This window comes from Micromonospora sp. Utrum1, assembly GCF_057197805.1.
The window spans coordinates 7,213,475-7,232,973 of sequence record NZ_CM170071.1; the positions used below are offsets into that span (position 1 = coordinate 7,213,475).

Below are 19,499 nucleotides of genomic sequence, written 5' to 3' on the forward strand. Positions count from 1 at the left end.
CCGGGCGGGCCGGTCACGGGTGGGTCATCCGGAGCAGGTCCAGCGCCTCGTCGAGCTGGGTCTCGCTGAGCTTGCCCGAGTCGACGTGACCGCGGGAGATCACCACCTCGCGGATCGATACCTGCTTGGCCAGCGCCTCCTTGGCGATCGAGGCGGCCTCGTCGTATCCGAGGTGGCGGTTGAGCGGAGTGACGATCGACGGGGAGCCCTCGGCGTACGCCATGCACACCTCGGCGTCCGCGACCAGGCCGACCACCAGGCGGTCGGCGAAGAGCCGGCTCGCCGCGGCGATCAGCCGGATCGATTCCAGCAGGTTGCGGCCCATCACCGGGAGCATCACGTTCAGCTCGAAGTCGCCCTGCGAGCCGGCGAACGCCACGGTGGCGTCGTTGCCGATCACCTGCGCGCACACCTGCCGCATCGCCTCGGCGACCACCGGGTTCACCTTGCCCGGCATGATCGACGAGCCCGGCTGGAGGTCGGGGATGCGCAGTTCCCGCAGGCCGGCGCGGGGGCCGGAGCCCATCCAGCGGATGTCGTTGGCCATCTTGTAGAGACCGACCGCGACGGTGCGGAGCTGGCCGGAGGTCTCCACCAGCGCGTCCCGGGCGCCCTGCGCCTCGAAGTGGTTGCGCGCCTCGGTCAGCGGCAGGCCGGTCGAGGCGCGCAGCTTCTCGATCACCTTGCCGGCGAAGCCGAACGGGGTGTTGATGCCGGTGCCCACGGCGGTGCCGCCGAGCGGCAGCTCGGCGAGCCGGGGCAGCGCCCCCTCCAGCCGCTCGACGCCGTAGCGGACCTGGGCGGCGTAGCCGCCGAACTCCTGGCCGAGGGTGACCGGCGTGGCGTCCATGAGGTGGGTACGCCCGGCCTTGACCACGGTCTCGAACTCGGCCGCCTTCTCCTCCAGCGCGCCGGCCAGGTGCTTCAGCGCGGGCAGCAGGTCCTCCACCACGGCCTGGGTGGCGGCCAGGTGGATCGAGGACGGGAAGACGTCGTTGCTGGACTGGGAAGCGTTGACGTCGTCGTTCGGGTGCACGTTGCGGCCCAGCTCCCGGCCGGCCAGCGTGGCGATCACCTCGTTGGTGTTCATGTTGGACGACGTGCCGGAACCGGTCTGGAAGACGTCGACCGGGAACTGGTCGTCGTATCCGCCGTCGGCGACGTGGGCGGCCGCGGTGGCGATGGCCTCGGCCACGTCCGCACCGATCACCCCCAGCTCGCCGTTGACCTGGGCCGCCGCTCCCTTGATCTGGGCCAGTGCCTTGATCTGCGCCGGTTCGATGCCGCGCCCGGAGATCGGGAAGTTCTGCACCGCACGCTGGGTCTGCGCCCGCCACAGCGCCTCGGCGGGGACCTCGACCTCACCCATCGAGTCGCGTTCGATCCGGTAACCGGTCGCCTCTGGAGTCGTCACGCGTACCATCCTGCCGCGCTGGTCGCCGGTCCGCACATGATCGCTCAGTCCAGCTCGGCGAGCAGCGCCGCCACCTCGTCCCGCTCCGGGGCGTCGAGCTGCCGGAGGAGGTCGAGGGCCCGGGTCGCGTGCGTGCGGGCGGCCGCCGGGTCGGTCGGGCGCAGGCAGCGGGCGATGCCCGCCAGCGCGCCGGCCTCCTCGTGCCGGGCCCGCAGCCGGACCGCGTCCTGGAGCACCCGGCGGTAAAGGTCGAGCGCGCTCCGCAGGTCGCCCTGGTCGAGCAGGGCCCGCGCCAGCAGGTTGCGGGAGAGGCAGCCGAGGACCCGGTCCCCGGAGGCGGTCACCGCGATCAACGCCTCGCGGTGCAGGGCGGCGGCGGCCTCCGGCCGCCCCAGCTTCCGCTCGATCACGCCCAGCTCGTTGAGCACCTCGCCCTCGCCGAAGCGGTTGCCCTCGCGGCGCTTGAGCCGGAGCGCCAGCCGCAGGAACCGCAGGGCGCCGGGAAGATCGCCGAGCCGGGCCCGGGCGGTGCCGAGGTGGCCGACCGCATTGCGCACGCTGTTCAGGTCACCCGCCTCCCGGCCGAGGGCGAGCTGACGGCGGGACACGGTCTGCGCCTCGGCGTACCGGCCCCAGGCCAGCAGCACCACGGTCTGGTTGTTCAGCAGCGCCGACACGGCGGCCGGTTGCCCGGTGGACCGGGCCAGTTCGAGCGCCACGTCCAGGTGCCCCATGGCCGGCGCCAGCTGCCAGTTCGCCCCGTACGCGATGGCCAGGTTGCGCCGGACGGTGGCCTCGCCCTCTCGGTCGCCCAGCCGCCGGCGGATCTGGAGGGCGCCCTCCATCAGCTCGATCGCCTCGGGGAAGCGGCCGAGCCGGAACAGCCCGGAGGCCAGGTAGTTGCGGGTGGTGGCGACAGCGGCCTCGTCGTCGCACCGCTCCGCGGCGCGCAGGGCGACGGTGTGCGTGTCGATCAGCTCGTCCAGGTGGCCCCGGCTGAAGAGGTGGTACCAGCTCACCCGGGCGAGCTGCCAGCAGAGCCGGAGCAGGCCCTCGTCGGCCGCCAGCCGGACCAGTGCCGGCAGCGTGGACCGGTTGCGGTCGAACCACGCCGGACCCTCGGCCGCGCAGGCAGCCACCAGGTCCGGCCTCGGTGGCTCGGGCAGCACCAGGGCGGCACGGCTGGCCGCCGGCTCCATCCTCCGGGAGATCGCGTACGCCGCGTGCAGGTGATGATCGAGCAGTCGCCGCACCGCCTCGGCCCGCTCCCCGGGCTGCCCCACCCCAATGAGTTGCCGGGCGAAGTCCCGCACCAGGTCGTGGAAGCGGAACCGGCCGGGCTCGGGCTCCTCCAGCAGATGGGCGTCGACCAGGCCGTCCAACAGGTCCTGCGCGTCGGCCGGCGGCAGGTCGGTGACGGCGGCCGCCACCTGATGGTCGAAGGACGCCCCGGGATGCACCCCGAGGAGCCGGAACAGCCGCTGCGCGGCCGGGTCGAGCTGCGCGTACGACAGGTCGAAGGCCTGCCCCACCGAGCGTTCCCCGACGGACAGCTCGATCAGCGCGTTCCGCCCGGCGGCCAGCCGGTCCGCCAGGTCCCGGACCCGCCACCGGGGCCGGTGCACCAGCCGCGCCCCGGCCAGCCGGATGGCGAGCGGCAGGTGTCCGCAGCGGCGGGCCACCTCGGCGGCCGCCTCCGGCTCGGCGGCGACCCGGTCCGCACCGACCACCCGGGCGAGCAGCTCGACCGCCTCGTCCGGGTCGAGCACGGCCAGCGAGGACGGCCGGCCGCCGTCGAGGCCGGTGAGCCGGCGTCGGCTGGTGATCAGCGTGACGCAGTCCGGGCCGTTGGGCAGCAACGGCGCCACCTGGACCGCGGTAGCCGCGTTGTCGAGCACCACGACCGCCCGCCGCCCGGACAGCTCGCTGCGCCACAGGGCCGCCCGCTCGTCGACGTCGGCGGGGATCCGCGCGGCGGGTACCCCGAGCTGACGCAGCAGCGCGGCCAGGGCCGCTAACGGGGTGACCGGTTCGCGCTCGCTGTGCCCGTGCAGGTCGATGAAGAGGTGGGCGTCCGGGTAGCGCGCGGCGAGAACGGCCGCCAGGTGCACGGCCAGGGCGGTCTTCCCGGTGCCGGCCATCCCGTCGATCAGGTGGATCCGGGCGTCACGCTCCTCGATCTCCTTGACCAGCCGGGCCAGCGTGTCCTGCCGGCCGGTGAAATCGCTGATCGCCCGGGGCAGTGCCCGGACCGGGCTCGGGGCCGGTTGCTGCGGCCCGGTCAGGGCCAGGTCGCCGGCGAGCACGCGCTGGTGCAGTTCCTGCAACGCCGTGCCCGGTTCGATGCCCAGTTCCTCGGCGAAGATCCGGCGTCCCTCGCGGTAGACGGTGAGCGCGTCCGCCTGGCGGCCGACCGCGGAGAGGGCCAACATCAGCTGGCCGCGCAGCCGCTCCCGCAGCGGGTTCCGCTCCACGGCCTCGCTGAGCTCGTCGATCAGGTCGGCCGCCCGGCGCAGCCGCAGCTCGACCTCGACGCACTCCTCCAGCACGGTGAGTCGCCGCTCGTCGAGCACCTGCGCCCGCCGGCGTACGCTCCGGCTCGCGATGCCGCTCAGCGCCGGTCCGCGCCAGAGCGCCAGCGCGGCCCGGTAGTGGCGGCTCGCCTCGGCCGGCTGCCCCGCGTCGACCGCCGCCCGGCCGGCCTCGACGGTCTGGGCGAAGACCTCGGCGTCCAGGTCGGCCGGAGCGACCCGGATGCCGTATCCGACCGGGTCGGTGACGATCGTCTCCGGCGGCAGGCCGAGCGCGACGAAGCGCTGCCGCAGCCGCGACACGCAGATCTGCAGCTGGGTGCGAGTGGTGGCCGGCGGACCCTCCTCCCAGATCGCGTCGACGAGTTCCTCGACGGGCACCACCCGGCCGGCCCGCAGCAACAGCATGGCCAGCAACGTCCGATCGCGACCCGCCGTGATGGTGGCCTCGCCACCGCCGAACCGCAGCGGCCCCAGGATCCCGAACCGCATCCGCGCCCCCGCACGCTCCTCGTGGAACTTCCGGCAGCGTAACCCGCCGGTCACCGCGCGCGGCGGGCGGGTGATAGCGAGGTGATAGCGGATCGACAGCAGCACGCCGGAGACTCGTGCCGGGTTGCCGGGCACGGCATCCGACGGGGGCGGTGCGCCCGCCCGGGCCCGCGCCCGGGCGGGCGCACCGATGTCGAACGGGGCTGACGGACGGCACGACGAAGGGGCGCCGGGTGCGATCCCACCCGGCGCCCCTTTCCGCGTACGTCGGAGGTCAGCGCCGCCCGACGGTGAGCACCGGCTTGGTGACCTCGGCGAAGAAGTCGTTCCCCTTGTCGTCGACCACGATGAAGGCCGGGAAGTCCTCCACCTCGATCTTCCAGACCGCCTCCATGCCCAGCTCGGGGTATTCGAGCACCTCGACATGCTTGATGCAGTCCTGGGCGAGGCGGGCGGCCGGGCCGCCGATCGAGCCGAGGTAGAAGCCCCCGTACGCCTGGCAGGAGCGGGTGACCTGGGCGGAGCGGTTGCCCTTGGCCAGCATCACCATCGAGCCACCAGCCGCCTGGAACTTCTCCACATAGGCGTCCATCCGCCCGGCGGTGGTGGGGCCGAACGAGCCGGAGGCGTAGCCCTCGGGGGTCTTGGCCGGGCCGGCGTAGTAGACGGCGTGGTCCCGCAGGTACTGCGGCATCGGCTCACCGGCGTCCAGCCGCTCGGCGATCTTGGCGTGCGCGATGTCCCGGGCCACCACCAGCGGGCCGGTCAGCGACAGCCGGGTCTTCACCGGGTATTTCGCCAGCTCGGCGCGGATCTCGTCCATCGGCCGGTTGAGGTCGACCCGGACCACCTCGGAGGTGTCCAGGTAGGCGTCGGTGACGTCGGGCAGGTAGCGCGCCGGGTCGGTCTCCAGGCGCTCCAGCCAGACGCCCGACGGGGTGATCTTGGCAACCGCATGGCGGTCGGCCGAGCAGGAGACCGCGATGGCCACCGGGCAGGAGGCGCCGTGCCGGGGCAGCCGGACCACCCGGACGTCGTGGCAGAAGTAGCGCCCGCCGAACTGCGCGCCGATGCCGAAGTTGCGGGTCAGCTCCAGCACCTCGGCCTCCAGTTCGAGGTCGCGGAAGCCGTGCGCGCTCATCGAACCCTGGGTCGGGAGGGCGTCCAGGTACTTGGCGGAGGCGTACTTGGCGGTCTTCAGCGCGTACTCGGCGGAGGTGCCGCCGATGACGATGGCCAGGTGGTAGGGCGGGCAGGCCGCGGTGCCGATGAGCCGCAGCTTCTCCTCCAGGAACTGCATCATCCGCGTCGGGTTCAGCAGCGCCTTGGTCTCCTGGTAGAGGTAGGACTTGTTGGCCGAGCCACCGCCCTTGGCCATGAAGAGGAACTTGTACGCGTCGGGGTGCCCGTCCGGGTCCTCGGCGTAGAGCTCGACCTGGGCGGGCAGGTTGCTGCCGGTGTTCCGCTCCTCCCACATGGTCAGCGGGGCGAGCTGGGAGTAGCGCAGGTTGAGCCGGGTGTAGGCCTGGTAGACGCCGCGCGAGATCGCCTCGGCGTCGGTGCCGTCGGTGAGCACGTGCCGGCCGCGCTTGCCCATCACGATGGCGGTGCCGGTGTCCTGGCACATCGGCAGCACCCCACCGGCGGCGATGTTGGCGTTGCGCAGCAGGTCCAGCGCCACGAACCGGTCGTTCGGCGAGGCCGCCGGGTCGTCGATGATCGACCGCAGCTGGGCCAGGTGGGCCGGGCGCAGGAAGTGGGCGATGTCGTGCATCGCCTCGGCGGTCAGCGCGGTCAGCGCGGCGGGCTCCACGGTGAGGAACCGACGGCCACCCGGGCCGTTGACGACGTCGACGCCCTCGTCGGTGACCAGGCGGTATTCCGTCTGGTCCGGTCCGGTCGGCAGCAGGGGGGCGTACGAGAAGGCGGCGGCACTGCTCATGAGCGGAAAGCCTAGGGCAGAGCCGTCGATCGGTGGCACCCGCCGGGTGCGTCCTGGGACGCCGCTCTCACCCGGCCTCACTTGCCGTCGGCGCAGAGTTCGTTCTTCGGGCCGCAACTGCCCTGGTCGGTCGGGGGTCGCCAGGTGTCGCCCGGGTCCGGCACGGGCACCGCCCCCTCGTCCGGCGGGGGCACCCCGGCCGCGCCGGCGCCCCAGCGGACGTACCCGATCTCCCGGCCCTCTCCGATGATCATGCCGTTGGGGCCGACCGCCAGGGCGTTCGCCGAGGTCCGCAGCAGGACCAGCTCCCGACCGCTCAGCGGCTCGACCGCGATCAGCCGGGACGGCTTCTCCTCGGCGATCAGCGCCGCGTACGGGGTGAGCGCCGCGCCGCTCTTCCCACCGGCCGGCCGTGTCCACCGGGTGCGGTCGGCCGACAGCTCCCGGCCGAGCAGCGAGCGCTTGTCGGCGCTGCGCACCAGCGCGTAGCGGTCGTCGACGGCGAGCAGCTTCTCGCCCTCCGCGCCGACCTGCAGCAGCCGGCCGTCGTATCCGTCGATCACCGCCTCGCGCCCGTCCGGGGCGACCCCGACCAGCACGTTGCGGGCGCCCTGCGGGTCCTCCCGCTGCACGCAGCCGGCGTAGTCGGCGGTCCGCAGGTTCACCCCGTTGCGCCGCCACACCTGCTGGCCGGTGGCCGGGTCGACGGCGGTGAGGACGAAGTAGCAGGTCCCGTCCTTGGAGGTGGCGGCGATCCGGAGCAGCCGCCCGCCGACCACCGCGAGCCGCTCCTCGCGACCGGGCTCGACGTTCTGGAGCACCCGGCCGGTGGCGGTGTCCACCACGTGCACGCGGCCGTCGACCGGGAAGCCGAGCAGCGGCGGGACCGACTCCGGCCCGGCCACCCCGCCGTCGATCCGCGGCGCGCCGAGCCGCCGGGTGCCCAGCAGGTCCGGGTTGTCGGCGAGCACCCCGCTGTGCACGCCGGGCAGGAACGCGCTCCACCGCGGCGTGGTGCCGCGGGGCTCCCAGGCGCGCAGGGTGCAGTCGGTGGGCTCCACGCAGTAGGCGTCGAGCAGCAGGTTGCGGTAGGTCCAGACGGCCAGCGCCCGCTCGTCGCGGCGGCGCACCACGCCGGTGGCGGGGTCGAGCACCTCGTACCCCTTGTCCAGGAGCTTGCCCACGGCGACGACCGGGTCCCGGTCGCTGCCGGCCACCGCCGCCCAGTCGGCCTTGCGCTCCCAGAGCTGCGCGCCGTTGGCCAGGCTGCGCGCCTCGACCCGGGTGCGCTGCTCGACGATCACCGTGTCGCCGGCGATCGTGACGCTCCTCGGAGTGCCGCCGACCCGCTGCTGCCAGACCACGTCCGGCTCGGAGATCGGCTTGCTCCGGTCGACCCAGTCCCACAGGCCCGGGAACGGGTTCCACACGCCGGTGGCGGCGAGCACGATCACGGTGATGAGCCCCAGCAGCAACCAGCCGCGAAACCCAAGGCCCTTCACACCGCACACGGTAACGACGATCACCGCTGCGCCGGCCCCCCGAACGGCCGTGTCGCGGCGCTTTCTCGGTCAGCCGCCGTGCTACGCGCCGCGGGCGGCGGAGCGGACCAGGGGCAGGGTGCGGTAGGGGATCTGCTCGGCGAGGGCGATGATCGTGGAGGCGCGGCGGATGCCCTCCGAGGCGACGATCTGGTCGATGACCCGCTGGAGGTCGGTGTTCGACCGGGCCACGATGCGGCAGAGCAGGTCGCTGGAGCCGGTGATGGTGTGCGCCTCCAGCACCTCGGGGATGGCGGCCAGGTGCGCGGTCACCGGGTCGTGGCCGTGCCGCTGGCTGATCTCCAGGGTCACGAAGCTGGTCACCCCGAAGCCGATCGCGGCCGGCGAGATGTCCGGACCGAACCCGGCGATCACCCCCCGCTCGACCAGCTTGTCGAGCCGGGCCTGGACGGTGCCCCGGGCCACGCCGAGCCGCCGCGAGCACTCCAACACCCCGATCCGGGGCTCCTCGGCGAGCAGATCGATCAAGCGAGCGTCGAGCGCATCTAGCTGTACATCCTGACCAGTGTTCATGGGGTTTCACATTACCGAATGCACAACCTGACCAGCATTTTCGACAACTGTTGCCCAACTGGCGGCGACGCAGCGATCCTCGCCACAACAGCAGATCAACGGCGGCCCACGAGGCCGGCCGGTGCGCAAGGGAGGCCACCATGACCCAGGCGATCGACCGACCCCAGTCGACCGAGGAGGTCGACGTCGACGCCCTCGTCGGCGCCGTCGACCACGACATCACCCGCGACCCGTTCCCGGTCAAGGGCCTCGACCACGTGCACTTCCTGGTGGGCAACGCCAAGCAGGCGGCGCACTACTACTCGACCGCCTTCGGCATGACCTGCGTGGCGTACCGGGGGCCGGAGCAGGGCTACCGGGACCACGCCCAGTACGTGCTGACCAGCGGCTCCGCCCGGTTCGTGCTGACCGGCGCGGTCCGCCCCGACGCCGAGGGCGCCGAGCACGTGGCCCGGCACAGCGACGGCGTCTCCGACATCGCGCTGGAGGTGCCGGACGTGGACGCCGCGTACGCGCACGCCACCGCCCAGGGCGCGACCGGCCTGGTCGAGCCGCACGACGTCACCGACGAGCACGGCACCGTCCGGATGGCGGCCATCGCCGCCTACGGCGACACCCGGCACACGCTGGTCGACCGGTCCCGTTACACCGGCCCGTTCCTGCCCGGCTTCGTGGCCCGCGCCCCGATCGTGGACCGGCAGCCGATGATCGACGCCGGCCTCCAGCCGAAGCGCTTCTTCCAGGCCGTCGACCACGTGGTCGGCAACGTGGAGCTGGGCCGGATGGACGAGTGGGTCGAGTTCTACAAGCGCGTCATGGGCTTCAGCAACATGGCCGAGTTCATCGGCGACGACATCGCCACCGACTACTCGGCGCTGATGAGCAAGGTGGTCGCGAACGGCACCCGCAAGGTGAAGTTCCCGCTCAACGAGCCGGCCGTCGCCCGCAAGAAGTCGCAGATCGACGAGTACCTGGAGTTCTACCAGGGCCCGGGCGCCCAGCACATCGCCGTGGCCACCAACGACATCCTGGCCAGCGTCGACGCCATGCGGGCCGCCGGCGTCGAGTTCCTGGACACCCCGGACTCCTACTACGAGGACCCGGAGCTGCGCGCCCGGATCGGCCAGGTGCGGGTGCCGATCGAGGAGCTGAAGTCCCGCAAGATCCTGGTCGACCGGGACGAGGACGGCTACCTGCTCCAGATCTTCACCAAGCCGGTGCAGGACCGCCCGACCGTCTTCTTCGAGCTGATCGAGCGGCACGGCTCGCTGGGCTTCGGCAAGGGCAACTTCAAGGCCCTGTTCGAGGCCATCGAGCGCGAGCAGGAGAAGCGCGGCAACCTGTAACACTGTCCGCGTGACCCAGCCTCCCCCCATGTCGACGCCGCCGCCCGCCGGGCCCCCGCCCGCGGGCGGCGGCTTCGCGCCGCCGTCCGGGCCGTACCTGCCGCCGCAGCAGCACACCCCGCCCACGTACGCCGGACTGCCGAGCTACCCCCCGCCACCCCCGGGGTACGTCCCGCACGCCGGTTTCGTGCCGCCCACCCTGGCCCCCAACGGGCAGCCGCTGGCCGGCTTCGGCGAGCGGCTGCTGGCCTGGCTGATCGACGGCCTGGTGGCCACCGCGGTGGCGATGGTGCTCTTCGCGCCGGTCTTCCTCTGGATGGTCGTGAAGATGATCGACGACCTGGCGCCGGCCGGGCCGGACGGGACCGTGGCCGGGCCCGACTTCGGCACGGCCATGACCGACTTCTTCCTGCCGGTGCTCCTCGCCGAACTCGGCGTCTTCGCGCTCCTGCTCGTCTTCTACTGGCTCTACCACGTGGAGTACGCCCGCCGGACCGGGCAGACGCTCGGCAAGAAGGTGATGAAGCTGCGCATCGTGCCGCTCGACCCGAACGCCTCGCTCACCCGGGGCATGCTCGGCAAGCGGTACCTGGTGGAGTTCGTCGCCGGCGCGCTCGTGCCCTTCGCCAACTACCTCGACGGCTTCTGGCAGCTCTGGGACAAGCCCTGGCAGCAGTGCCTGCACGACAAGTTCGCCGGCACCGTCGTCGTTAAGGTTGCACCGTGAGTGTTCAGCCCGGCTGGTATGTCGACCCCGCCGATCCCGAGACCCGCCGGTACTGGGACGGCGAGGGGTGGATCGGCGCGCCGATCCCGGTCGACGCCACCCCGCCCGACGGGCCACCGCCGCCCGAGCCGGCCCCCGCCGCCGCACCGGCCGCCGCCCCCGCCGCGCCGCACCCCGGCCGGCCCGCTCCCGGGCCGCATCCGGGTGCCGCGGCTCCCGAGCCCCACCCGGGCCCGCCGGCCGGTGGGCCGGGACAGCCGTGGCCGGGCCAGCAGTGGCCGGGCCAGCCGGGGCAGCCTGGACCGTGGGCGGGACAGCCGGGGCAGCCCGGCCAGCAGGGGCCGCCGCCGGGCTGGCCGTACCCGGGCTGGCCGGGGCGACCGCCGGCTCCGCGCCCGCACGGACTGCCGCTCGCCTCGTACGGCGCCCGGCTGGTCGCCCGCCTGATCGACTTCGGCGTGGTGTTCCTGCTCAACGCCGTGGTCAACGGCTGGTTCGTCTGGCGCTACATCGAGGAGATCTCGCCGTACCTGCGCGAGTCGGTGCGCCGGTCGCTGGCCGGGGAAACCTCCACCGAAGGGCTGCCCCAGCCGGGCGATCAGGCCGCCGGGCTCCAGATCGCCATCCTGCTGATCGCCACCGCGCTCTGGTTCGCCTACGAGGTGCCCTCGATGGCCGCCCGCGGGCAGACCTTCGGCAAGCGGCTGATGGGCGTCCGCGCGGTGCCGGTCGAGACGGACCAGCCACTCGGCTTCGGCCGGGCCACCCGGCGCTGGAGCACCCTCGGCCTGCCCACCCTGCTCTGGTACTGCTGCGGCCTCGGCCTGCTGCTCCAGTTCGTCGACGCGGTCTCCCCGCTCTTCGACCAGCCGCTGCGCCAGGCCCTGCACGACAAGCGGGCGCAGACCGTGGTGGTCCAGCTTCCCCGCACCCGGCCCGACACCCGTACCACCCCGCGCGACCGCGCCAACCCCCCGGGAGACACCCCATGACCGACACCGGACGTCACCAGCCTCCGCTGCGGCTCACCCGCGCCGACCTGGATGCGCTGCCCAACTACGTGCCCGGGCGGAGCCCGGCCGACCTGGCCCGCGAGCTGGGCCTGCCCGAGGCGATCAAGCTGGCCAGCAACGAGGTCCCGTACGGCCCGCTGCCCGGGGTCGTGGAGGCGGTCACCGCGGCGGTGGCCGGCTCGCACCGCTACCCGGACATGGGCGTGGTGGCGCTGCGCCAGGCCCTCGCCGAGCGGTACGGCGTGGACGCCGACCGGATCGCCACCGGTTGCGGTTCGGTGGCGCTGGCCGAGCACCTGGTCCGGGCCACCTGCCTCCCCGGCGACGAGCTGCTCTACTCGTGGCGGTCCTTCGAGGCGTACCCGATCATCGCGGCGACCAGCGGCGCGACCAGCGTGCGGGTGCCGAACGACGCCGGCCACGGCCACGACCTGGCCTCGATGGCGGCGGCGGTGACCGACCGGACCCGGATGATCCTGGTCTGCAACCCGAACAACCCGACCGGCACGGCCGTCCGCAAGGCCGAGCTGGACCGCTTCCTCGACGCGGTGCCGGACGACGTGCTCGTGGTGATCGACGAGGCGTACCGGGAGTTCGTCACCGACCCCGAGGTGCCGGACGGCCTGAGCTACCTGGACCGGCCGAACGTGGCGGTGCTGCGCACCCTGTCCAAGGCGTGGGGCCTGGCCGGCCTGCGGATCGGCTGGCTGGTCGCCGAGCCGACCGTGGCCGCCGCGGTGCGCAAGGTGGTCACCCCCTTCTCCACGAGCATGGCCGCCCAGGCCGGCGCGCTGGCCGCGCTGGCCCAGGCCGACGAGGTCGAGCGGCGCTGCGCGCTGGTCGTCGCCGAGCGGGACCGGGTCACCGAGGCGCTGCGCAAGTTCGTCCCGGACGTGCCGGAGAGTCAGGCCAACTTCGTCTGGCTGCCGCTGGGCGAGCGGGCCGTCGAGTTCGGCAGGGCGTGCGAGGCGCGGGGCGTGATCGTCCGGCCGTTCCCGGGCGACGGGGTGCGGGTCACCATCGGCACGCCGGACGAGAACGACGCCTTCCTGGCCGCCGCCGAGGCCGCGCTGGCCTGACGGCGCAGGTCCGGGGCCGGTCCGTCAACCCCCTACGGACCGGCCCCGGACACTTCGGGCCGCTCGGCAGACCATCGGACGCCGGAGCCTCGCGACGAATCATACCATTTGTCCGTTTCTTCTGGTCAGGTTGCGGCGAGCAGCACCGGCTCGGCCATCAGGAAGTACCCCTGGTCGTCGTCATCCGGCCGGGCCCGCTCCCGGACCCGCTCCACGGCCACGTAACCGTCCTCCGCGTGTGCCCGGCCGGGCACCCAGCCGATCCCGTCCCGGCCGAGGTCCATGGCGAACCGGGACCGCGCCGCCCCGGTCACCGGGTCGAGGGTGACCAGGTCCCGCCGCTCGGTCAGCAGGTGCACCCGGCCCGGCTCGACCGCCAGGATCCGGACCGGCCCCAGGTCGGCCCGGCGCCACAGCTCCTCGCCGGTGCGGGCGAACCGCCCGGTGACCACGCCGCCCGTGGTCCCCACGGCGCGCTCGCCGTCCAGCTCGGTGTCCGGGCCGTCCAGGCCGGGCGCGGCCACCGGCTCACTCGCGCCCGCGACCAGCCACCCCCGGCCGGTCTCGTCGCCGTGCCCCGCCGTACGCAGCCCCCGGCAGGCCGAGTGCCCGTCGCGGCAGCCGACCGGGGTCACCACGAGCTGCTCCGGGGCGTCCGGGGGCCGCCAGCGGCTGCGCACCGCGCCGGTCGCCGCGTCCCGGAACTCGACCGTGGCCGGCCCGGCGCAGGAGTCGACCCCGAGCACCTCCCCGGCGGCCGTGGTGCCCACGTCCGTGCGGCAGCCCCGCGCCACCTCGGCCCGCCAGAGCCGGCGGCCGTCCGCCAGGGCGTACCCGCCGACCGCGCCGGGGCCCGCCGCGACCAGCACGACACGGCCGTCGGCGGCCCGGGTGACGTGCAGCCCCGCCGGGTCCCAGACCGTGGCGGCGTAGGTGCGGCGCGGATCGGGCACCGCGCCCGGCTCGGGCCCGTCGGCCCGCCAGGCGACCCGCCCGGTACGCGCGTCCAGCGCCACCAGCTTCCCGTCGGACCAGCGGCTCACCACCGTGGTGCCCTCGGCCAGCACCCCGACCAGCTTCGCCGGCCAGCGGCGGTAGGACCAGAACGGGGTGATCCGGTGCTTCCGGGAGACGGGCTGGTCGGCGTACACCTGGCGGGCGCCCGCGTAGACGCGGAGCCGGCCGTCCACGACCAGCGGCGCCACTGGCAGCCGGCCGATTACCCCGATCGGCGGGGTGGGCGCGGCCGGGTACGCGGCCCGGGCGACCGTCTCGACCTCGGCGGGGGCGAGGACCCGGAGGACCACGGCGGCCGCCGCCGCGACGGCCAGCACCGCCACGAGCGTCACCGCGATCCGCCGCCCCGAGGGCTTCCCCATGCCGCACCTCCGCTCGGCACCCTACCCAGCGGCGGCTCCCGGACGCCGCGCGGCGTCAGAGGCGCGGAGCGGCGATTGCCGCCGGCCCGTCCGGGTCCGGGGCGGTGGCTCAGGCGGCCTCGGCGGACCGGGTGGGACCGACGGCCAGCGCCAGGTCGGCCAGGTCACGCCGGAGAGCGCCCTCCACCGCCCGCGCGGCCAGGCCTCCGAGGATCAGGGCCAGCACCCGGCCGTACGCGCGGGTCGGCACCGCCTCGTGCTCGACGGTGACCTCGGTGCAGCCGCGCCGCCGGCGCTCGACGGTGCGCAGCGTCCAGGTGATCCGGTAGTCCGCGCCCGCGCCCCGCGAGCTGAGCACCAGCCGGGCCGGGGCGACCGCCTCGACCACCAGGAACTCCTCCGGCTCGGCGCCGCCGTCCGGCCGGACCCGGGTCTCCCGCCAGGCGGTGCCGGGCTCGAGGTCGCCGGTGCTGAGGTCGCCGGAGCTGAGGATGTCGACCGCGCCGACCGCGGAGAGCCAGTCGGCCCGCGCCGGGAGGTCGGTGAGGAGCCGCCAGACGTCGACGTCCTGCGCTTCGATGAATGCGGAAACCGTCACCGTCGACATGGCACCTCCCGTGTCGTCCACGGTACGGGCCGTCACCGGGTAACGGGAGCCTTGCGGTGACATTTCCACCACCGGTGCCCCGATCGGGGCACCGGGCCACGGCGAGGGTCAGCGACGGAGGGCGTCACCCCGGATCGCGGCGACAAACGCCGCCCAGCCCGGTGGGCTGACCGCGAGCGTCGGACCCTGCGGGTCCTTCGAGTCGCGTACGCCCACCACGCCGTGCGCGGCGACCACGTTGGTCGCCACCTCGACGCAGAGGCCCTGATCGTTGGAGCGGCTGCTGGTGCGCCAGATGGCGCCGGCCGACTCGGTCATCGTCTCGGTCCTTCCTGTTCCACTCGGGGTGCGCCCCGGCCCGCACCGCCGCGGCGTACGCAGTCCGCGACGATCAACGGCGAAGGAAACGTCCCCGGTCGCACAGCGGGTGCGACCGGGGACGGAGAGTGAACAGGGGGCGGTTCAGCGGGCCGGAAGGATGCTCCCGGTGACCTCGCCGAGGGCGATGGTGGTGCCGTCCGGGCCGGGCGCGGTGGCGGTGATCGTCACCGTGTCGCCGTCCTCCAGGAAGGTCCGCGCGGCGCCGTCGGCGAACTTGACCGGCTCGGTCCCGCCCCAGGTCAGTTCCAGGAACGAGCCGACCTGCCCGCGCTCCGGCCCGGAGACGGTGCCGGAGGCGTAGAGGTCGCCGGTCCGCAGCGACGCGCCGTTCACGGTGAGGTGGGCGAGCTGCTGGGCCGAGGTCCAGTACATGGTGGCGAAGGGCGGCTCGGCGACCCGCTCGCCGTTCCACTCGACCGACAGGGTCAGGTCCAGCCCGAGGTGCGGGGTGTCGCGCAGGTAGTCCTGCACCGGCGGGTCCTGGTCGGGGGCCGGTACGAAGGCGTCGGCCAGCGCGTCCAGCGGGGTGACCCAGGCCGAGACCGAGGTGGCGAAGGACTTGCCCAGGAACGGCCCGAGCGGCTGGTACTCCCAGGCCTGGATGTCCCGGGCGGACCAGTCGTTCACCAGCACCACGCCGAAGACGTGGTCGGCGAAGTCCGCGACCGCGACCCGGTCGCCGAGCCGGCTCGGCACCCCGACCACGAAGCCGACCTCGGCCTCGATGTCCAGCCGGACGGAGGCGCCGGTGGTCGGGCCCTGCGCGCTGGCCCGCTGCCCGGTCGGGCGGACCACCGGGGTGCCCGAGACCACCACCGTGCCCGCCCGGCCGTGGTAGCCGATCGGCACGTGCTTCCAGTTCGGCAGCAGCGCCGGCTGCCCGGGCCGGAAGATCTGCCCGACGTTCGACGCGTGGTGCTCGGACGAGTAGAAGTCGACGTAGTCGGCGACCTCAAACGGGAGCAGCAGCTGCGCCTCGCGCAGCGGCACCAGCAGCGGCTCCACAGCCGGCCGGTGCGCGGGGTCGGTGAGCAGCTCGGTGACCCGCTGCCGGACCGCGGTCCACCGCGGACGGCCGAGCGCCATGAAGTCGTTGAGGGTGGGCCGGCCGAGCGCGCCGGCGGCCGGCACCAGCCCGGCGGCCTCCGCGCCGGCCAGGTCCAGCACGAAGTCGCCGATGCGTACGCCGATCCGCCGCTCGCGGTCGCCCTGCCGAAACACCCCGTACGGCAGGTTGTTCACCCCGTACGGCGAACCCGCCGCACCAGTCACCCAGCTCATGCCGCCACTCCGCTTCGCTCCGTGCCGCCATGAGGCACCATCGCACTGAACCTGCTGATTCGCTCGCTGCGCTCGCTCATTCCTCGAAGCCCCCGTTCACCAGCCCCAGCCGGATCAGATCGGTCAGTGGTTCGGAGATGCTGCACGAGCCGTAGCCGACCCAGAGCGGACGCTCGGCCTCCCGCTGGGACCGGGTCAGCTCGACCACCCGGAGCGGGTCGGTGGCGGCGAGCAGGTCGGCCACGCCGTCCACCTCGGCGCCCCCGGTGGCGGCCAGGGTGGCCGCCAGCACGTTGACGAAGCCGTGGTGGCTGAAGCCGGTCTCCGGATCCCGGTGCCGGACCGCGTGGTGCAGCCCAGCGGTCAGCTTGAACGGCAGTTCCCGGTCCCGGCAGGCGCAGATCACCGCGGCCAGTTCGACCGGGGTCGGGAAGAGTTCGGCGGCCAGCCCGCCGGTGCGGAACTTGGCGGCCACCGGCAGCCCGCCGGCCCGCGCCTCGGCGAGCGCGTCCAGCGCGCCCATCAGGCCGAAGGTCAGCGGGATCTCCGCGTAGACGGTGGTGCCGCCGAGGCGCTCGGCGAGCTTGACCAGGTCGCCCAGGCCGGGCTGGGGGTCCTCCCCGCGCTTGGCGACGGGCGCCTCGACCTGCCGGACGGCGAGCCGGGCGTCCGCCTCGGCGAGGGCCGCCTCCAGCCGGCCGACCGGCACGTCGCCGATCACGCCGACCGCCAGGGTCGCCTCCGAGGCGAGCAGGTCGGGCAGGTCCGGCAGGGTCGAGGCGGGCAGCAGCAGCGGGCCGACCAGGTCGGCGTACCAGCCGGCCCGGTGCTGGCGATGCGCGATCACCGCGTCCGGCAGCGCGGCGCTGCCGGGCGGGAAGACCGCCGCGTCGTCCACCAGGCCGGCGAAGAGGCGGGGCACCTGCGTTGACACGAGACAAGAATCTACGGGACGCTACGAGTAACGGACAACCGCGTCCGATTATCGGACGTCACCGGCCGGAGAACGGGACATATCGGGAGGCGAGATGCCGTACTACCGCAGCGTCGGCGAGATGCCCCGCAAGCGCCACACCCAGTTCCGCCAGCCCGACGGCACCCTCTACGCCGAGGAGCTGGTCGGTCAGGAGGGCTTCTCCTCCGACTCCTCGCTGCTCTACCACCGGCACGCGCCCACCGCGATCGTGGCCGCCGAGGAGTTCACCCCGCCCGCCTTCGCCCGGGTGCCCAACCTCCCGCTCAAGCCGCGGCACCTGCGCACCCACAAGCTCGACGGGGCCGGCGCCGACCCGGTGCTCGGCCGGCAGTACCTGCTCGCCAACGACGACGTGCGGATCGCGTACGTGCTGGCCGACCGGCCGTCGCCGCTGTTCCGCGACGCCACCGGCGACCACTGCCTCTACGTCGAGGCCGGGACGCTGCGGGTGGAGTCGCCGTTCGGCGTGCTGGAGGCGGTGGCCGGCGACTACGTCATCATCCCCACCTCGACCATCCACCGCCTCGTGCCCACCGGCGACGAGCCCACCCGGCTGCTCGCCATCGAGGCCGCCGGCCACATCGGCCCGCCCAAGCGCTACCTCTCAGTACGCGGGCAGTTCCTGGAGCACTCGCCCTACTGCGAGCGGGACGTCCGCGGGCCGGACTCGCCGCTGCTGGTCGACGAGACCGACGTCGAGGTGCTGGTTCGGCACCGGCGCGGTTGGACCAGGTACGTCTACGCCCACCACCCGTTCGACGTGGTCGGCTGGGACGGGCACATGTACCCGTGGGCGTTCTCCATCCACGACTTCGAGCCGATCACCGGCCGGATCCACCAGCCGCCGCCGGTGCACCAGACCTTCCAGGGCCCGAACTTCGTGATCTGCTCGTTCGTGCCGCGCAAGGTGGACTACCACCCGGACGCCATCCCGGTTCCCTACAACCACCACAACGTCGACTCCGACGAGATGCTCTTCTACACCGGCGGCAACTACGAGGCCCGACGCGGCTCCGGCATCGAGCAGGGCTCGATCTCGCTGCACCCGTCCGGCTTCACCCACGGCCCGCAGCCGGGCGCCGCCGAGCGGTCGATCGGGGCGGACTTCTTCGACGAGCTGGCGGTCATGGTCGACACCTTCCGCCCGCTGGACCTCTGCGACGCCGGGACGGCCTGCGAGGACGACGCGTACGCCTGGACCTGGGCGCGCCGGGCCTAACGCACCGGGCGCCGGCCGGTGCGGGCGAGCGCGACGAACTCGGCCAGCAACGTCACGGTGATCCCGGCGACCAGCGGCCACGGGCCACCGACCAGCGCGTAGAGCACCAGCAGCGCCGGGGCGGCGGCCACCGCGTACACCGCCAGGGCGAGGTTGCGGTCGGCGCGGAGCAGTCCGGGCAGGACCGTGTCCAGCAGGCCGGGCAGCCGGGCCGCGTGCCGCCAGATCAGCAGCGCCCCGCCGAGCGCGGCCAGCAGCGCGAGGACCCGGGACGGGCCCGGCGCGACCGGGGCCAGGAAGGCGACCAGCACGGTGGCGACCAGCGACCAGCCGGCGCCGTGGAGCACCAGGCGGCGCAGCCCGTCGGCGACGGTGGGGCCGGTGTCGCCGCCCGCCGGGTCCAGGGCCGCCGCCTCGGCCAGGTGCTCCAGCGCCTCGGCGTAGCGGCGCTGCTCCAGGCGGATCACGCCCATGTCGTGCCGCGCCGCGGCCAGCTCCGGGTCCAGCCGCAACGCCTCCCGGTAGGCCCGCTCGGCCAGGTCGTACAGCTCCAGCCGGGCGGCCACCAGGCCGAGCACCAGGTGCGCCTGCGCCGCGTCCGGGGCCAGCTCCACACCCCGCCAGGCGGTGTTGAGCGCCGGCTGCCCGTTGCGCGCGCCGGCCAGGATCGCGGCGGCGCTGCGCTGGGCGTACGCGTCGTCCGGGCCGAGCGCCAGGATCTCGTCCCCGGTGCTCGCCGCGGCCTTCCACCGGCCCAGGTCGACCAGGGCGAAGCCGCGCGCCACCAGCGGCGACAGGGCCCCCGGGGCGGCGGCCACGGCCGCCTCGGCGACCCGCAGCGCCTCCGCCGACCGGTCCGCGGCGAGGTGCACCCGGGCCAGCATGCCCAACGCCTCGGCGTGTCCCGGGTGGCTGGCGAGGGCGTCACCGAGCTCCTCGGCGGCCTCGTCGTACCGGCCCAGTTCGGCGAGGAGCTGCGCCCGCTGGAGGTAGCCGTCGGCGGCGGACTGGTCGGGGGCGGCGTCGTTCGGCATCCC

General features: G+C 74.1%; 16 protein-coding genes. 5 read left to right on the forward strand and 11 right to left on the reverse strand.

Going from position 1 to position 19,499, the window contains the following annotated elements; all coding sequences use genetic code 11:
• Window positions 1-13 precede the first annotated feature (13 nt).
• From AC0OLQ_RS34040 to AC0OLQ_RS34060, 5 genes are all read right to left on the reverse strand, one after another.
• Window positions 14-1,423 (reverse strand): class II fumarate hydratase, encoded by a 1,410-nt coding sequence (locus tag AC0OLQ_RS34040; RefSeq protein WP_484529530.1) that lies wholly within the window; start codon window positions 1,421-1,423, stop codon window positions 14-16.
• A gap of 35 nt (window positions 1,424-1,458) precedes the next feature.
• A complete protein-coding gene (locus tag AC0OLQ_RS34045; protein ID WP_484529531.1) occupies window positions 1,459-4,437 on the reverse strand; it encodes an AfsR/SARP family transcriptional regulator in 2,979 nt (992 codons plus the stop codon).
• A 274-nt stretch (window positions 4,438-4,711) separates the two neighbouring features.
• A complete protein-coding gene (locus AC0OLQ_RS34050; protein WP_484529532.1) occupies window positions 4,712-6,379 on the reverse strand; it encodes a fumarate hydratase in 1,668 nt (555 codons plus the stop codon).
• A 77-nt stretch (window positions 6,380-6,456) separates the two neighbouring features.
• Entirely contained in the window at window positions 6,457-7,890 is a 1,434-nt protein-coding gene (locus AC0OLQ_RS34055; protein WP_484529533.1) for an outer membrane protein assembly factor BamB family protein, read from the reverse strand.
• A 72-nt stretch (window positions 7,891-7,962) separates the two neighbouring features.
• The gene (locus AC0OLQ_RS34060; protein WP_107076062.1) at window positions 7,963-8,454 is read right to left on the reverse strand and encodes an Lrp/AsnC family transcriptional regulator; all 492 of its coding nucleotides are present in this window, start codon (window positions 8,452-8,454) and stop codon (window positions 7,963-7,965) included.
• A gap of 140 nt (window positions 8,455-8,594) precedes the next feature.
• On the opposite strand from AC0OLQ_RS34060, the gene hppD reads away from it, so the two are divergent.
• From hppD to hisC, 4 genes are read left to right on the forward strand one after another with little or no spacing between them, the layout of a single operon-like run.
• Window positions 8,595-9,800 carry a 4-hydroxyphenylpyruvate dioxygenase gene (gene hppD / locus AC0OLQ_RS34065; RefSeq protein WP_484529534.1) on the forward strand — a complete coding sequence of 402 codons (1,206 nt, stop codon included), beginning with the start codon at window positions 8,595-8,597 and terminating at the stop codon, window positions 9,798-9,800.
• 28 nt (window positions 9,801-9,828) lie between these two features.
• On the forward strand, window positions 9,829-10,527 hold the full coding sequence (locus tag AC0OLQ_RS34070) for an RDD family protein (RefSeq protein ID WP_484529535.1): 699 nt from the start codon (window positions 9,829-9,831) through the stop codon (window positions 10,525-10,527).
• Window positions 10,524-11,519 (forward strand): RDD family protein, encoded by a 996-nt coding sequence (locus AC0OLQ_RS34075; RefSeq protein ID WP_484529536.1) that lies wholly within the window; start codon window positions 10,524-10,526, stop codon window positions 11,517-11,519. Before AC0OLQ_RS34070 ends, AC0OLQ_RS34075 begins: the two co-directional genes overlap by 4 nt.
• Window positions 11,516-12,619 carry a histidinol-phosphate transaminase gene (hisC, locus tag AC0OLQ_RS34080; RefSeq protein WP_484529537.1) on the forward strand — a complete coding sequence of 368 codons (1,104 nt, stop codon included), beginning with the start codon at window positions 11,516-11,518 and terminating at the stop codon, window positions 12,617-12,619. The genes AC0OLQ_RS34075 and hisC overlap by 4 nt, the downstream gene beginning before the upstream one ends.
• A 125-nt stretch (window positions 12,620-12,744) precedes the next feature.
• On the opposite strand, the gene AC0OLQ_RS34085 is transcribed toward hisC, so the two are convergent.
• The 5 genes from AC0OLQ_RS34085 to AC0OLQ_RS34105 all read right to left on the reverse strand — a co-directional run bounded on the left by AC0OLQ_RS34085 (window position 12,745) and on the right by AC0OLQ_RS34105 (window position 17,201).
• Window positions 12,745-13,998 carry an outer membrane protein assembly factor BamB family protein gene (locus tag AC0OLQ_RS34085; protein ID WP_484529538.1) on the reverse strand — a complete coding sequence of 418 codons (1,254 nt, stop codon included), beginning with the start codon at window positions 13,996-13,998 and terminating at the stop codon, window positions 12,745-12,747.
• 109 nt (window positions 13,999-14,107) lie between these two features.
• Window positions 14,108-14,605, reverse strand: coding sequence for an SRPBCC family protein (locus AC0OLQ_RS34090; RefSeq protein WP_484529539.1), 498 nt, complete (start codon window positions 14,603-14,605; stop codon window positions 14,108-14,110).
• Between the two features lie 108 nt (window positions 14,606-14,713).
• Entirely contained in the window at window positions 14,714-14,923 is a 210-nt protein-coding gene (locus AC0OLQ_RS34095; RefSeq protein ID WP_484529540.1) for a DUF397 domain-containing protein, read from the reverse strand.
• A 144-nt stretch (window positions 14,924-15,067) separates the two neighbouring features.
• Window positions 15,068-16,267, reverse strand: coding sequence for a fumarylacetoacetase (fahA, locus tag AC0OLQ_RS34100; protein WP_484529541.1), 1,200 nt, complete (start codon window positions 16,265-16,267; stop codon window positions 15,068-15,070).
• 76 nt (window positions 16,268-16,343) lie between these two features.
• Window positions 16,344-17,201, reverse strand: coding sequence for a hypothetical protein (locus tag AC0OLQ_RS34105; RefSeq protein ID WP_484529542.1), 858 nt, complete (start codon window positions 17,199-17,201; stop codon window positions 16,344-16,346).
• A gap of 94 nt (window positions 17,202-17,295) precedes the next feature.
• Between AC0OLQ_RS34105 and AC0OLQ_RS34110 the strand changes: the two genes are divergently transcribed.
• Window positions 17,296-18,462 (forward strand): homogentisate 1,2-dioxygenase domain-containing protein, encoded by a 1,167-nt coding sequence (locus tag AC0OLQ_RS34110; RefSeq protein ID WP_484529543.1) that lies wholly within the window; start codon window positions 17,296-17,298, stop codon window positions 18,460-18,462.
• On the opposite strand, the gene AC0OLQ_RS34115 is transcribed toward AC0OLQ_RS34110, so the two are convergent.
• A complete protein-coding gene (locus AC0OLQ_RS34115) occupies window positions 18,459-19,496 on the reverse strand; it encodes a tetratricopeptide repeat protein (RefSeq protein WP_484529544.1) in 1,038 nt (345 codons plus the stop codon). The two genes, AC0OLQ_RS34110 and AC0OLQ_RS34115, sit on opposite strands and share 4 nt — an antisense overlap.
• Between the last annotated feature and the right edge of the window lie 3 nt (window positions 19,497-19,499).

Coding starts and splice junctions, on each gene's coding strand:
- AC0OLQ_RS34040 (WP_484529530.1), bottom strand. CDS start 1,423: ATGGTACGCGTGACGACTCCAGAGGCGACCGGTTACCGGATCGAACGC.
- AC0OLQ_RS34045 (WP_484529531.1), bottom strand. CDS start 4,437: ATGCGGTTCGGGATCCTGGGGCCGCTGCGGTTCGGCGGTGGCGAGGCC.
- AC0OLQ_RS34050 (WP_484529532.1), bottom strand. CDS start 6,379: ATGAGCAGTGCCGCCGCCTTCTCGTACGCCCCCCTGCTGCCGACCGGA.
- AC0OLQ_RS34060 (WP_107076062.1), bottom strand. CDS start 8,454: ATGAACACTGGTCAGGATGTACAGCTAGATGCGCTCGACGCTCGCTTG.
- hppD (WP_484529534.1), top strand. CDS start 8,595: ATGACCCAGGCGATCGACCGACCCCAGTCGACCGAGGAGGTCGACGTC.
- AC0OLQ_RS34070 (WP_484529535.1), top strand. CDS start 9,829: ATGTCGACGCCGCCGCCCGCCGGGCCCCCGCCCGCGGGCGGCGGCTTC.
- hisC (WP_484529537.1), top strand. CDS start 11,516: ATGACCGACACCGGACGTCACCAGCCTCCGCTGCGGCTCACCCGCGCC.
- AC0OLQ_RS34085 (WP_484529538.1), bottom strand. CDS start 13,998: ATGGGGAAGCCCTCGGGGCGGCGGATCGCGGTGACGCTCGTGGCGGTG.
- AC0OLQ_RS34090 (WP_484529539.1), bottom strand. CDS start 14,605: ATGTCGACGGTGACGGTTTCCGCATTCATCGAAGCGCAGGACGTCGAC.
- AC0OLQ_RS34095 (WP_484529540.1), bottom strand. CDS start 14,923: ATGACCGAGTCGGCCGGCGCCATCTGGCGCACCAGCAGCCGCTCCAAC.
- fahA (WP_484529541.1), bottom strand. CDS start 16,267: ATGAGCTGGGTGACTGGTGCGGCGGGTTCGCCGTACGGGGTGAACAAC.
- AC0OLQ_RS34110 (WP_484529543.1), top strand. CDS start 17,296: ATGCCGTACTACCGCAGCGTCGGCGAGATGCCCCGCAAGCGCCACACC.
- AC0OLQ_RS34115 (WP_484529544.1), bottom strand. CDS start 19,496: ATGCCGAACGACGCCGCCCCCGACCAGTCCGCCGCCGACGGCTACCTC.